The sequence below is a fragment of the Mesorhizobium sp. RCAM 05099 genome (assembly GCF_059683685.1).
In genome coordinates this window covers 6512322-6525523 of the sequence record NZ_CM185035.1, presented here as the reverse complement: position 1 = coordinate 6525523, position 13202 = coordinate 6512322, and the positions used below count along the sequence as shown (strand labels likewise).

Genomic DNA, 13202 nt, shown 5'->3' with positions numbered 1-13202 from the left:
GACCGGTGCTGTTCATGAAAGCGGAGACCCTGGCTTGGCACGCGCCCGCAGCGCCGCCCCAATCGAAGATGTCGGCGGGGCAAAACGTCCCTCGGCACGGGGACAAGCTCTGGGGCGTGCCCGCAACCGCGGATCGCAAAACCGCTTATCGCAACACTGTGCCCCTGCCAGGCGCCCGATCCGAGACAATCGGTGTCTCGGACGAGCGCATTTCCAAATCCGCCAACCAGCAGCAAACAAGGAAACACAGTGGAATTCGCCACCTTCATCCTGGCCGCCCAACGTGGCTATCATCAATCCCCCGACATCGTCATCCGAAACTCCATCGAACAGGCCATCGTTTCGGAGCAGGCCGGCTTCGGCACAGCCTGGTTCGCAGAACACCACTTCAACAACTACAGCCTGATCCCGTCGCCGTTGATGATGGTGGCCCACTGCGCCGGCGTGACGAGCACCATTCGCCTCGGCACTGCCATCTGCGTGCTGCCGCTCTACAAACCGCAGCGTCTGCTCTCCGAGATCGGCTTCGCCGATATCCTTGCGAACGGTCGCCTGGAACTCGGCGTCGGCTCTGGATACCAACAGTTCGAGTTCGAGCGCTTCGGCGTCAATATCGATGAGGCGCCGGCCATCTTTTCGGAACACCTCGACATCCTTCTGAAAGGTCTCAACCAGAACATCTTCGAGCACGATGGCCACTATGAGAAAATACCCCCGACGGCGATTTCAGTACCCACCGTCCAGAGGCCGGCCCCGCCGATCTGGATGGCCGGCGGCCCGGCCCGCATGAAACGGGCCTACCGCGAGGGACACAATTTCTTTGTCACGGCATTCCACGACGGCCTGGAGACTTTGAGCACGTTGCGCGGAGCGATCAAGGAGGCGGCGGCTTCCGAGGACAGAAATGTCACCGCCGCCAGGATATCGCTGCTGCGTTGCTGCTACGCCAGCGATGACGGGGAGGAGATCAAGAGCTATCTCGACAACGCCCGCTTCCAGCGCCGCCTGTCCGAGGCGCTGCATCAGCGCCGCCAGCAGAGCCACGACGGCTACCTGCTGCAGGAAACGCCCGCCCAGCAGGATCTGTCCTTCGAGGCAATGCGCAACAATATGCCGATCGGCAGCGTGAATCGCGTGATTGATCGCTTGCTGGAAGAGATCGACATTCTGAAACCGGATCAGATCGCAATCCAGACCCAGTTGGGGGATTTCGACCAAAGGACAATGCTGCGCCAGATCGAACTCTGGGGAGACAAGATCATTCCCGCGATCAACAAGGCGCTGGGTCATGCGCGCGTTTGAATTCACAAGGGGTCGAACTTCGTGCCGCTTCTTTTTCGTTACACTCGGCATAGACGCACGGTTCAATGGCAGGCTCATGAATGGAACTTGGTGTGCTTTCGATGAGCGGCGCTTCCGTCACCTGGACGGCCCCAGATGGGGTTCCCCACTATCTCACCTGCGGACGGCTGCGCTTTCACTGCTAACCGCTGCTTCAGAATCTGCTCGCGCCGTCAGGCAACTTCAAGGCGTCGTGTCGTGGGTGAAATCCTCGCGCCTGCGACGGGCTGCACGACGCGTTTGAAGGCGAACTCAATTGCATGATCATGGCGGTCGATCTCGCCGACCGCTCCATTGGGGTCGAGCCTGCGCACACGTGTGCCCGAAAGACTGACTGACCCATGTTGCGCACGGCAGAGTGCTGCGTGAAGGCACAGACCAGGAGAACGGAACCATGTCCGGTCAAAACGATGCGCGTATCGGCGCCGGCCAATGGCCCACGATCCAGCCGGAGAAGGAGTTCGACGAACATGTGCTTGCCTGCGTCTTCTCCTGTGCGCTCAAGGAGGTCGAGGCTGGCAAGGCGACAGCGGCGGAGTCAACAGGCCTTTCCCATGCCGAGTTGCGCGAGGTCTTGCCCCGCAGTTTCCCCGGTACCGCGATGGCAGCATTCGCCTCCGAAGACGTCAGCGATCCTGAGCCCGGTATGGAGGAAGAACTTCTGCGCGGCCTGCTACTGGCACATGCCCGGCCGAGCGACCCGGCGAGCGCCCGCTTCGCTAAGATACTCGCCCGGCGCGCCATGCATGATGGCCATCTGTGGCAGGACCTTGGGCTTCTCGACCGGGCCGAGCTCAATCGCCTTCTTGCCACGCACTTTCCAACGCTGGCGGCCGGCAACACCCAAAACATGAAATGGAAGAAGTACTTTTACCGCAAACTCTGCGAGGCCGAAGGGTTTTCGCTGTGCACTGCACCCAATTGTCGGGAATGCAGTGATTTCGAAAATTGCTTCGGCCCCGAGGAAGGCGAATGTGAAGAACGCGTCACATCGGTTTAAGAGCCGCTTTTCGTCACGAGGCCTTGAGGCCTTGATTGCGCCAAAAGCGTTTTTCCCGGCGCCGCTGTACCGAGGAGGGGATATTCATCGCCTCGCGATATTTTGTGACGGTGCGGCGAGCGAGATCGATGCCGTATTCCTTGAGCCGGTCAGCGATGTCATCGTCCGAAAGCACGTTATCAAACGATTCTTCGGCGACCATTGCTTTGATCCTATGGCGGACAGCTTCGGCGGAGTGCGCGACATCGCCTTCGGAAGAGGCGATCGCGACAGTGAAAAAGTACTTGAGCTCGAACACCCCGAGTGGGGTTTGCATGTACTTGTTCGACGTCACCCGGCTTACAGTCGACTCGTGCATGTTGATCGCGTCAGCGACCGCCTTGAGATTGAGAGGCCGTAGGTGGGCGACGCCATATTTCAGGAAGGCATCCTGCTGGCGCACGATTTCGGTCGAAACCTTGACGATCGTCTTGGCACGCTGATCGAGGCTGCGGATTAACCAGGTCGCGTTCTTCAAGCATTCGTTGAGAAATATCATGTCTTTCGATTTTTTGGCGACTCGGCATGAAACCTCCTTGAGATAAGTGTGGTTGATCAGCACCTTGGGCTGCGTGTTCGGATCAAGCTCGATCTGCCATCCACCTCCGGGCGAGGGCGTGACCCAGACGTCCGGTACGATGCCTTCCGGCGCGCCCGAGTGGAATGCGTTTCCGGGCTTGGGGGCGAGCGCACGGATTTCCTGCAGCATGTCGAGAAGATCTTCGTCATCGACGCCGCAACGCTCCTTCAAAGTCTGAAAATCGCGTCGCGCAAGCACGTCAAGGTTGGCAATCAAAGCCGCCATGGCCGGGTCGAACCGGTCTCGCTGGCGCAGCTGTATCTCAAAACATTCGCCGAGAGATCGTGCGAAAATTCCCGGCGGATCGAGGTGCTGCAGGATACCCAAAACTCGTTCCACATCGGCCAGCGGGATGTTTAGCTTCCCGGCCAGCTCCGAAGCACTTGCCCCAAGATAACCAGTGTCATCCAGATGACCCGCAAGCACATTAGCAATCAGCCGCTCGTGCTGTGTGAAGGCGGTGAAGGAAATCTGACTAGCGACATGGTCGTGCAACGTTTCGGGTAAGGCGACAAACTCCTCGAAGGCGGTGCTCGATTTCCTTTGCCTGGGCAGATCCCGGGACCCCTTCGGATGCTCCAGAAGGGGATTTTTCTCGAGCTCCTGCTCCACGAACTGATGCAGTTCGGGAATGTTCAGTTGCAGCATGCGAATCGACTCGATGAGTTGAGGCGATAATGCAAGAGACTGTTTCTGAAGTAGGCTGAATGACGATTTCATGGTCACTTGGTATTCCTGTCTAAGAAGCTCTTGACCGCGGCTAGTTCGATCTCTCACAGGTCGACGCTTGCGCGTGACCTTTGAATGACCTCACCGGGCGCGCCGCTTTAGAGCTTTGCCCTTGTGCAAGTGTCGTCCAAAACGCAGCTGCACATCTTCGGCACCAGGTCATGCTGCGTCCTTCAATGTTTGAAGGACGTTCTGCGGGGATGAGACGCCATAGGGGTCGGTCTCGCAGTTGTCGGAGAAACCTTCCTCCTCAAACCACTGCTCCACCACGCCATTATTGACCAGAGCCGCGTAGCGCCAGGAGCGCATACCGAAGCCGAGATTGTCCTTGGCAACAAGCATGCCCATTTTGCGAGTGAACTCGCCTGAACCGTCCGGGATCAGCTCGACTTTCTGCAGCCCCAAGGACTTCCCCCATGCATTCATGACAAAGGCATCGTTGACGGAGAGGCAGTAGATCGCGTCAACTCCTTCCTTCTTGAATTCCTCGTAGAGGTCTTCGAAATTGGGCAGTTGGTAGGTCGAACAGGTCGGGGTGAAAGCGCCAGGCAGCGAGAACAGGATGACCCGTTTGCCGGCAAAGTAGTCGTCGGATGTTCTTTCTTCCCAGCGGTATGGATTGGGGCCCTGGACTGAATCATCGCGAACACGCGTGAGAAACGTGACGAAGGGAACCTTCTTTTGACCGGTCATCAATTTTCTCCTTTAAAGGAAACTGGCACTGGATTCTTGCGGGGGCTGGCGCAATACCGAACTGCGGGTCTTGTGCCGGGCATGATGCCGACGGCGCTCCCGATGCTTTCCCCATTAGGGTGTATGGGAACGGCCCGGCTCCAGATGTTCCTCACCCGAACGGCATCGACGTGAGGGATGAGGGGACGCGGCTCCCGATCCATGGGAACGGTCCGGCTCCAGATCTTTCTCACCCGAAGGGCATCGATATGAGGGATGAGGGCACCTTCGAGCGGCTCGATCTGTCTTGCCGCGACTACGGCGCCGGAGCCGGCATGGATCACCCACTCCTCATTGGCGGGGGTCAGTCTCCTGGCAACCGGAAATGACCAGTAGCGGGATGAGCGTATGAGTCGCAAATGTGAGTCTCCACGCCACAGACCGGCGTGGCTGAACTGGTTCAGCGTATTGGCTGGACTTGCCTGTTTCCGGCTGACGTGGGCTCTGCCGAAACTTTGAGGCGCCTCTTGGCCACTGACATGCTGATGCAAACCGATGTCTGGCAAATGCGCGAGCATCATCTGGCGTCTCGACATCGGACCCCAGCTGCAAAGCCGCTTCCGAGGACGGATCTCCAAACCGGACGATGTCCCGGTCTTCAGCGAAGACGGCCGCCGTCGGCTTTGTCGATCGTTTGGAGCTTCGCGCGTCAGCCATGGTAGTCGCCTTCTTCGTGGTTTGATGGGCTCTAACCAGAAGGGTGCAAGCGGCATGCCATTCCAATGAAGCTGCTTCTGCACCAGCGCTATCGCTTCGGGACGACGTCTTCGCCAACCCGGTGCTGCGCGCCAGAGCCGTCACGTCATCACACTGGACAAAAGTCCTGTGTAGAGCGGGTATTCACGCTTCCGGCACCGGCTGGCAAAGGACGGACCAGACAGCGCAAGCCCAGGCAATACCCCGCATCAGCCGGCACAGCGATTGCACAGTGTGTCTGCCCCGCGACTAACGTGAACGCAGGCCGGTCGCAGCAATCATCGCCGGCCGCTCTTCGGCAAGCGCCATTGTCCAGAGTCGATGAGGTCGAATTCGGCTCGGGTACATGCTGGCGTTCCAATTAGTCTCGCCGAGCGTCTCTATCGAAACCTCTTGTGTCGGAAACTGGACTAGAATTGTCGCAAGGCCGACCGAAAAGGTCGCCAAGAAGCGCCGCTGGTTGGTGGGAAGCGGCAGAACGCAACGGAGCGCCAACCGGGCACGCAAATTGCTTCCATGATCTTTGTCGGTGGGACGTCTGCAAAATTCGAGGAGAGCCTCGGCTGCCCCTAACGACACTTGATGAAGAGCGCATTGATCTTCCGCTCAACTCAACTGAAGGATTTGCTGTGACCCATATTGATCGCTATGCCTGGCAGGCACTAAATCGGCATTTCAAAACCGATGATCTGACAGGTCTCGCTAGCTCGCGCCGAAAGTTTGCTGCCCATTTGCTGCCGGACGTTCAAACGGTCATTGAAGAGCAGATTGCGCCCTTATCTCCCAAGCTCGTCGGCGTCCACCAGCGGGACGAGTTCGATGCCATGAAGTTGTCGGACATGGTCATTAGCGAGGGTGGAACCGTCGTTGCGCTGACACCCTTGCAATATCAGGACATCGATGTCGGCGAAGATGTGCCTTACGCGTCACTGCACAATGGCCTGTGGTTATTCCTTATCGGCGAACAGCCTGTGGCGGTCCTCCTGTCGCAGTTTTTTGACCGCTGGGGCGGCCGAACGGTTCAAGTGGAAATCGCTTATCTGCCGGGCGAGCAGGCCTGCGCCTTCTCGCATGGATTTCTTGGCAAAATCCATGCGGCAGGCGAAAGCTCGCAATACTACCGCAACAAGGTTCTCTCTTTTGAAGACGATGCATTTAACTCCGGGATGCCGGGAGCGATGCGGGTTCATCGCCTTCCTGCCGTACCCCGGAACGAGGTCGTGCTTTCGGAGGCAACTATGGCGCGTCTTGATGCCAACATCTTCGACCTTGATCGACACCGAGAGGGGTTGAAGCGCCTCGGCCAACACGCGCAAAAGGGTATTCTGCTTTATGGTCCCCCTGGCACAGGCAAGACACACGTCATCCGTTATGTTTCTGCCAACCTGCCCGGACGCACTACCGTTCTGGTTACGGCTGAGCAGACAGCGGCGATTGGGTTCTACATCGCGTTGGCCCGCACCCTTCAGCCGAGCATCGTCGTGCTGGAGGACGTCGACCTGATGGGTCGGTCGCGAGAAAACGTATATAGCCTGAAAGCCGAACGTCTGCTCAACCGTCTGTTGAATGAAATGGATGGTCTTGAACCAAACACAGATATCCTCTTCTTGCTGACGACTAACCGGCCGGAGGACATTGAGGACGCGCTCGCCTCGCGCCCGGGCCGCGTCGACGAAGCAATTGAGATACCGCTTCCCGACGCCAGTTGCCGCGAGCGGCTGATCGCGCTGTACGGTCGTGCGCTCGTCTTCGAAAACGGAGCGGTGGCGGACGCCGTTGCACGCTCGGAGAACAGCACCGCGGCCTATGTCAAGGAAATGGTCCGTCGTTTGGCTCAACGGAGCCTGGCACGGGATGGCGGTGATGTCGTCTCGCGCGAGGATGTGAAGATGGTCTTCGGCGACACTCGAACATTGTCGAGCCGTCTCAATAGGCGCCTTGTCGGCCTCAGTGAGAAAACCTTAAAAAGACAAGGAGCCGAAGAAGATGAGAGTGACTGCTGCGGCTAATGTTGTGCGGCCAGAGTTCGCCTTGCGCTGGATTCTTAATGTTGAGCTCTTGCACGGCCCGAAAGTGCCGCATACGTGAGGCCCTTTCGGGCGTCTTGCCCATCTTAGAGGCTTCTCTGATTGGGGTCGTTGAGGTCAAGATGCTCCTGCACTTTTTTCTGGACCGTTCCGTGGGTCACTCGCTTCTCTTCGCGGTCGGCGCTCTGGCCGCCGCATGATGGGGTCAGGAGAGCGAGGCGTCTCAATCTGTTTCACGACCTTGCCGAGTTTTGGCCGGCAGGTTCGGGACTCTCAACGAGATCGCCTCGCCCATCGTCCCCACGGAACGATCCGGGCATCGCCCTTTCGGGCGAAGGCTTTGTTCGTGTTGCGTGTTCCTTTGATTGGCCTCGGTTCACGCCGCCACCGCGGCAGGCTCCTTTCCAAAGCGGAATTCGGTTGCCTCGGCCCACATGCGATGCAGGATGACCGCCAGCTTGCGGGCCACCGCCACCCGCGCCCGCGCCATGCCCCGGCGCCCGGCGATGGTCATGCCCCAGGCCCTGAGGCTCGACCACTTCTTCGATCGCACGAGCAGCGAATGCGCTGCCTCGTAGAGGGCGGTGCGGGCGAGTTCATCGCCGCAGCGGCTGACCCTTCCCTGGATGTCGGTCTCGCCGGACTGGTAGCGCGCCGGCGTCAGCCCCAGATGCGCCCCTACCGCCCGCGACGAGCCGAACCGCTCCGGCCGGTCGATCGTGGCGCGGAAGGCAAGCGCGGTGATCGGCCCGACGCCCGGCGCGCTCATCAGCCGCCGGCAGACTTCCTCCTTGCGCACGATATCGAGAACCTGCTTGGTCAGGCGGGCGAACTCTCCCAGCATGACGGCGAGGATCGCAAGCAGCGGCTCGACCATCGCCATCATCTGGGCGTCGGCGCCGGCCAGTTCCCGCACGCGGCCGGCAAAAGCGCTGCGCGACGGCAAGCCCAGTTTGACGCCGGCCTCGCGCAGCATCGCCCGCACCACGTTCTCGATCGAACGCATCTCGTTCAGCACCGTGCGGCGGGCAACCAGCAGCGAGCGCCAAAGCCGGCACTTGCCGGCTCTTGACGTGCACCTGCTGATACCAGCCGGTGCGCATGATCTGCGCCAGCGCGCGGGCGTCATTGCGATCGGTCTTGTTGGGCATGGTCTTCATCGCCGCATTGGCCTGCCGCGTCTCGATGCAGGTCGCCGGCAAGCCTTCGGCGTGCAGTCCATCGTGAAGCCAGGCCGTCAGCGAGCACGCTTCCAGGCCGATCCGCTCAAGCGGCAAGCCGGTCCCCTTCAGCGCTTCACACAACGCCTGCGGATCGCTCAACGCTCTCGCCTCCTTCACGATCCGGCCAGTCTCGTCGACAATGCAAATAGAGGTCTCTTCCAAAGACACGTCCAGTCCGGCAAAGTACTTCATGGCTGCTCCTTCCAAATGTTTGTGGCGACTCACATCGACCACGTTTTCACATTTCGACAGGAGCAGCCGCCATCATCTGGCTCGGCCGAGACCCCAATCACCCCATCTGTTTTGAAAATCGGCTGGCTATGGGTTCCGTCTGAGGCTTGGTTATGATTCAAGCTGTTGATGTGGACAGAGCAGAGCCGTGGGCGGATGGCCCAGATTGCCAAGAAGACCAAGCGCTACCCGTCTGATTTGACGGACGAAGAGTGGGAGCAGTTCGCACCGCTGATGCCCAAGCCTGGGCGTCGCGGCCGTCCGCGCGAGGTTGATTTCCGGGAGGTGGTCAACGCCGTGCGCTACCTGGTCCGCTCCGGTTGCGGTTGGCGGATGCTGCCGATCCATTTCGGCCCCTGGTGTCGGGCGAAATGAGAAATTGACCCCCCCCTATTGCCTCAGCGAGGAATGTTACCGAGCGCGATGGGGCCAGCTCTTCATCCAGCCGCCATCGAGGATGATCAGCCCAGCCATTTCCATGCGCCAGGCCTTCACAAGCCGTTGCACCATTCTCAGGTTCCTTTCCTTGAAGCGCGACGGGTCGATCTTTGTCAGGCGTAGCAACACACTTGCTGCCGACAGCGCCGGCTCTTCGTCGAGCCATGCCTTGATCTGCGCCTCGAACGGCTCGTACATGCTGGGCCTCTTCGGATAGGGTTTGGTCCGCCGATACGGCCGCCGATGCGTTGGTCGGGTCTCGCCACTCTTCCAGGCCGTCTTCAGATTCGCGGTGAAGCGCTGGAGATCGATAACGGCCGGCTCCTCAATCTTCGCATTCAGGCCACGACGATCGACCCGCCGTCCAAGCTCCGCCTGCGCGGCGCGGAGACCAGCAAACAGCAGCACGGGATCGGCGGTTTCCATCATCGCCTGTAGCTGCTGCTTGTTGGCCTCGGCCACACCCGGATGTGTAAGGACACGGGCCGCAGGCGGAATTGGCGGATGATGCGCTTGATCACACGAGCGCCGATCCGCGTCTTCTCCTGAAGCTTGAATGACGGCTGGAACAGATTGCCGTAAAGCCGCACCACAGCATAAAGTTGACCAAGAGCGGCTGTTGCCTCCGCGCCGACAAACCGACCATACCCCACCAGGCGACGCACGATGGCGCCATTCTTCTGCTCCACATGCGCCTGGTCATTCTTTCGATAGGCACGAGAGCGCGTCACTTCCAGGTCCTCACTTCGGCACCAGGAGACGACGAACTCGTTCATGAAGGCGCTGTCGTTGTCGAAATCTACGCCCAGCAGGGGGAAGGGAAAGAACGAGCGGGCCTGCTTGATCGCCACTGTGATTTTTCATGGAATGAGGACCCTGTTTGAGGGGTGATTTTCGTACCTTTTGCGCGAAAAAACAGGGTCCCGATTCCGTGGTCATTGACACCCCAGCGGCGGATGGTCTCGTAGGAGACGACGATCCCCCGCTCCAGCAGCATTTCTTCAACATCGCGCAGGCTCAGCCCGAACCGGTAATAAAGCCAGACGGCATGAGCAACGATTTCGATCGGAAAGCGATGGTTCTTGTAGGTGGCGCATGCTTCGACCATGCCAACCTGACTTATCGTCAAACCGTTAAGCCAAAATCAATGTGACAGCACCTCACGGATTGGTCGCTGGCGGCCTTTGAACATTGCAACCTCCGAAATGATCGAAGGCTCCTTGCCACAGCACTGGTAATCAAAAGGTTGCAACAGATCCTTTCGGACTGGTACAGATGCGTTGCCAAAAGTGTTCCGATCGGCATCGATCCCAGGTCGCACAATATGCTTCGGAGTCGCTTGGGAAACAGGACGCTTATATCTCGTTCCCTGCAGAAGAAACGCAGTGGCGCGAAGCTTGCAACCGGGGTCGGCCGGCTCGACTACACCAACGGTATCGACGCGGTTACGCGTGCAGTACAGCGTCAGGCAGAAACTAGATCGTCTCCGGGCGTTTCCTTCCGCGCTTGCCCGCCTGTCGCTGCGCGACCGACCAAACTCGACCAACTTGCTCTTGGTCCGCTCCAAGGTGAGGCCGAGCTCCCAAAGGGCCTCTGCGATGCGGAGCACATCCCCACGATATTTGAAGCAGACGTCGATACAGCGTCAGCCAGGCCCCACCCCGTGACGGTGGGCGGGACCTCAGCCGAGGCCTAGGATGAAGCGCCGATTGGGTGAACGGATAGGCCGCGCGTTCAACGGATAGAGCGAGGTAAATCGCTCTATGTCTGCTGGGTCGATCTCAACCGGTTCCGTCGCAACCATCCACTTGACGTTCTCGGTGCATGGCGGCGTCGTCAATGATCCCTCGTATGTCCAGTAGCCAAGCGAAGCCGGTAGAAGCCCGTTGGGGTCGACCTCGTCGACCGCTGTCTCCTCGCCTGAGATTGCGGGAAATGCTGCGGCAAGGCTGGCAAAGGTGGCATTTGTCGCGCCTGGCGTCAGAAACACGCCCAGCACACCCAGAGTATCGCTACGGGTGTCTTTATGGACGAAATGCGCTTCCATCGGAAAACTCTTGCCTGCGACGTGGTGTTCGCTCGGCGCATGGAAATGGAACTGTACCAGTTCGTAGACACGATCCCCCCGGGTGAGCGTGCTGCCTTGCGGCAGGTTGACTTGAATGGTGTGGCCGTTGTTCACCATCTTGCCGCCGCCCTTATGCCAACCTATGGCGATGTGCGGAATATCCGCCTTGACCGCGCCTTTGATATCGATCGGCGATTGCTGCGTGCCCGCCGAGCAGACGAAATTATCCATATCGCCCCAGTGTTCGGGTCCGACCGGGCCGGCATATCCCCAATGGGTGCTGGCCGCCCGCGCGGCTTCAGCGCAAACGGGACACGCGCCGAGTGCAACGAACCCTTTGATTAGATTACGACGATGCATATCGCTTTCGCTCCTGGATGTGACTGAACTTTTCAATTGGGGGTTGTCATGGCGGGAGCTGCAGTCGCAACTATGATGTGGCAACATCGTCGCAATTTGCGCTCTCACCTACAAGTGCTCGACAGTACCCCAGGTGGTATATGAGTACATCTCCTCGGGCGGTTTATCGCCCGTCCGGCGTGCGTAGACCGATCCACTTGTCCTTGACATCGTTGTAGTGTTCTTCCGGCCTGTATTTTGTCACCTGCAGGTTGAGACGCTCGGCGGATAGGTGACCGATTGCCTTTAGGATGCCATAACTCGCCACCACCACGTCGTGTTCGGCTTTGGCCTGATCGATCTTGCCGGTAATGACTGCGGCCTGAGCGTTGAGAACGTCGAGCGTGGTGCGCTGGCCGACGTCGCGCTCCTCCATGACGCCATTCAAGGCAAGCTGCGCAGCGGCAATCACCTGCCTGTTGGCTGCTCGGGTTTGCCGGGCTGCGGTGTACGTCGTCCATGCCGCAGTCACTTGCTGACGCACCAGATCGCGGGCGACATCGATATCGATCCGGGCTTGACCGAGCGATTCCTTGCGCTGTCGTACCAGCGCCGAAGTGCGGCCACCCGAATAGATCGGTATGGTCAGTGTCGCGCCGATGCTGCCTGAATTGGTCGTGCCGTCCTGCTGGCTGGCAATAGGCGAGGTGTTGCTATAGGCGCTCGAGACGCCGGCGGAAGCGGAAAGCTGTGGCAGCAGCGCACCTTCGGCCGATTTCACCGAAAACGCTGCCGCGTCAACCAGATGCTCCGAGGCCAGGATGGCGGGGTGTTGGCTCGATGCAGTCACGATTGCCGCATCGAGGCTCGGCGGCAACAGCTTCGACAGCGGCGAAGCGGCCCTGAGCTTCCCCGGCTCGTGACCGACGATCTGACGGTAGGTCGCCGCGCTCACCAGGAGCTGCTCACGGGCGGCGGCCAATTGCGCCACGGCAGAGGCGCGCGAGGCGTCGGCCTGGGCGACGTCAGTACGTGTACCCTCGCCGACCTCGAAGCGCAGACGCGCAGCTCGCGCCTGCTCGGTCAGGAACCGCACATTTTGATGCCTCAGCACCGCTTTCTGCCGGTCACGAACGACGTCCATATAGGCCTGGGCTGCTTTGAACAGGATGTTCTCTTCGGTGTTGCGCAGGCTTTCGACCGAAGCTTTGACCTGCGATTCGGCGGCGGCGACGTTGTTCCTAGTCTGAAAACCGTCAAACAGCGTCTGCTTGATCTTGACGCCATATTTGCCGGTTGTCGTATGCGCGTTTTTATTCCTCCCGTTAACAGGGCTGCTGGATTGCTCGATGCTCGCGGAACCCTCGATCGTCGGGCGCCACCCTGACTTGGCGATGGCCACGCTCTCGTCCGTGACGCGGACATTGGCGCGGGACGAATTCAGAGAAGAATTGTTCTGGTATGCCTCCGCTAGGGCGCCCAAAATGCTCTCGGGCGAGGCGGCGTTCGAAGATAGCGGTGCAGTCACTACAATCAAGAATGCCAGTCCGGCCAGTCTCTTACTTGGTCGCAAATTGATTTCTCCAATTCTGAACGCTGGACAATCGCGCGCGCAGAGCAGCTACCCATCAATGCACGGGCCCCGCGCGTTGAACGCACCCAGATTACCCGGGCCGCAACTAGGACGCTGTCGAGTACCTGAGGCGCCTCCTGCGTGCGTATGTGCGCCAGCAACGCTGTGGGACCGCAGTCAGCTTTT

General features: G+C 59.5%; 9 protein-coding genes and 3 pseudogenes. 4 read left to right on the top strand and 8 right to left on the bottom strand.

Annotated elements, in window-relative coordinates:
* Window positions 1–249: 249 nt before the first annotated feature.
* Together AC56QQ_RS32320 and AC56QQ_RS32315 are read left to right on the top strand one after the other, a co-directional pair.
* The gene (locus tag AC56QQ_RS32320) at window positions 250–1302 is read left to right on the top strand and encodes an LLM class flavin-dependent oxidoreductase (RefSeq protein ID WP_497100468.1); all 1053 of its coding nucleotides are present in this window, start codon (window positions 250–252) and stop codon (window positions 1300–1302) included.
* Window positions 1303–1735: 433 nt separating this feature from the next.
* Window positions 1736–2341, top strand: a complete 606-nt coding sequence (locus AC56QQ_RS32315) for a nitrogen fixation protein NifQ (RefSeq protein ID WP_497101041.1) — start codon at window positions 1736–1738, stop codon at window positions 2339–2341.
* Between the two features lie 13 nt (window positions 2342–2354).
* On the opposite strand, the gene rpoN is transcribed toward AC56QQ_RS32315, so the two are convergent.
* Together rpoN and AC56QQ_RS32305 are read right to left on the bottom strand one after the other, a co-directional pair.
* A complete protein-coding gene (gene rpoN / locus AC56QQ_RS32310; RefSeq protein ID WP_497101042.1) occupies window positions 2355–3680 on the bottom strand; it encodes an RNA polymerase factor sigma-54 in 1326 nt (441 codons plus the stop codon).
* Window positions 3681–3848: 168 nt separating this feature from the next.
* Window positions 3849–4382 (bottom strand): peroxiredoxin, encoded by a 534-nt coding sequence (locus AC56QQ_RS32305; protein ID WP_497100469.1) that lies wholly within the window; start codon window positions 4380–4382, stop codon window positions 3849–3851.
* A 1364-nt stretch (window positions 4383–5746) separates the two neighbouring features.
* Here AC56QQ_RS32305 and AC56QQ_RS32300 point away from each other — a divergent pair.
* A complete protein-coding gene (locus AC56QQ_RS32300; protein ID WP_497124692.1) occupies window positions 5747–7126 on the top strand; it encodes an AAA family ATPase in 1380 nt (459 codons plus the stop codon).
* Window positions 7127–7520: 394 nt separating this feature from the next.
* Here AC56QQ_RS32300 and AC56QQ_RS32295 read toward each other — a convergent pair.
* Window positions 7521–8559, bottom strand: a pseudogene (locus AC56QQ_RS32295) (IS110 family RNA-guided transposase).
* Between the two features lie 168 nt (window positions 8560–8727).
* Here AC56QQ_RS32295 and AC56QQ_RS32290 point away from each other — a divergent pair.
* Window positions 8728–8958, top strand: a pseudogene (locus AC56QQ_RS32290) (transposase); the annotation flags it as partial.
* A 51-nt stretch (window positions 8959–9009) separates the two neighbouring features.
* Here the strand turns inward: AC56QQ_RS32290 and AC56QQ_RS32285 are convergent.
* The 5 genes and pseudogenes from AC56QQ_RS32285 to AC56QQ_RS32265 all read right to left on the bottom strand — a co-directional run bounded on the left by AC56QQ_RS32285 (window position 9010) and on the right by AC56QQ_RS32265 (window position 12980).
* Window positions 9010–9465 (bottom strand): hypothetical protein, encoded by a 456-nt coding sequence (locus tag AC56QQ_RS32285; RefSeq protein ID WP_497100472.1) that lies wholly within the window; start codon window positions 9463–9465, stop codon window positions 9010–9012.
* On the bottom strand, window positions 9462–9887 hold the full coding sequence (locus AC56QQ_RS32280) for a hypothetical protein (protein ID WP_497100473.1): 426 nt from the start codon (window positions 9885–9887) through the stop codon (window positions 9462–9464). The genes AC56QQ_RS32285 and AC56QQ_RS32280 overlap by 4 nt, the downstream gene beginning before the upstream one ends.
* Before the next feature lie 95 nt (window positions 9888–9982).
* Window positions 9983–10144: pseudogene (locus AC56QQ_RS32275) on the bottom strand (IS6 family transposase); the annotation flags it as partial.
* Window positions 10145–10717: 573 nt separating this feature from the next.
* On the bottom strand, window positions 10718–11464 hold the full coding sequence (locus AC56QQ_RS32270; protein WP_497100474.1) for a carbonic anhydrase: 747 nt from the start codon (window positions 11462–11464) through the stop codon (window positions 10718–10720).
* Window positions 11465–11627: 163 nt separating this feature from the next.
* Window positions 11628–12980, bottom strand: a complete 1353-nt coding sequence (locus tag AC56QQ_RS32265; RefSeq protein WP_497100475.1) for a TolC family outer membrane protein — start codon at window positions 12978–12980, stop codon at window positions 11628–11630.
* Window positions 12981–13202 lie beyond the last annotated feature (222 nt).

Excerpts from the sequence above, each read along its gene's own strand:
- AC56QQ_RS32285 (WP_497100472.1), bottom strand. The coding sequence starts at position 9,465 with ATGATGGAAACCGCCGATCCCGTGCTGCTGTTTGCTGGTCTCCGCGCC.
- AC56QQ_RS32315 (WP_497101041.1), top strand. The coding sequence starts at position 1,736 with ATGTCCGGTCAAAACGATGCGCGTATCGGCGCCGGCCAATGGCCCACG.
- AC56QQ_RS32305 (WP_497100469.1), bottom strand. The coding sequence starts at position 4,382 with ATGACCGGTCAAAAGAAGGTTCCCTTCGTCACGTTTCTCACGCGTGTT.
- AC56QQ_RS32270 (WP_497100474.1), bottom strand. The coding sequence starts at position 11,464 with ATGCATCGTCGTAATCTAATCAAAGGGTTCGTTGCACTCGGCGCGTGT.
- rpoN (WP_497101042.1), bottom strand. The coding sequence starts at position 3,680 with ATGAAATCGTCATTCAGCCTACTTCAGAAACAGTCTCTTGCATTATCG.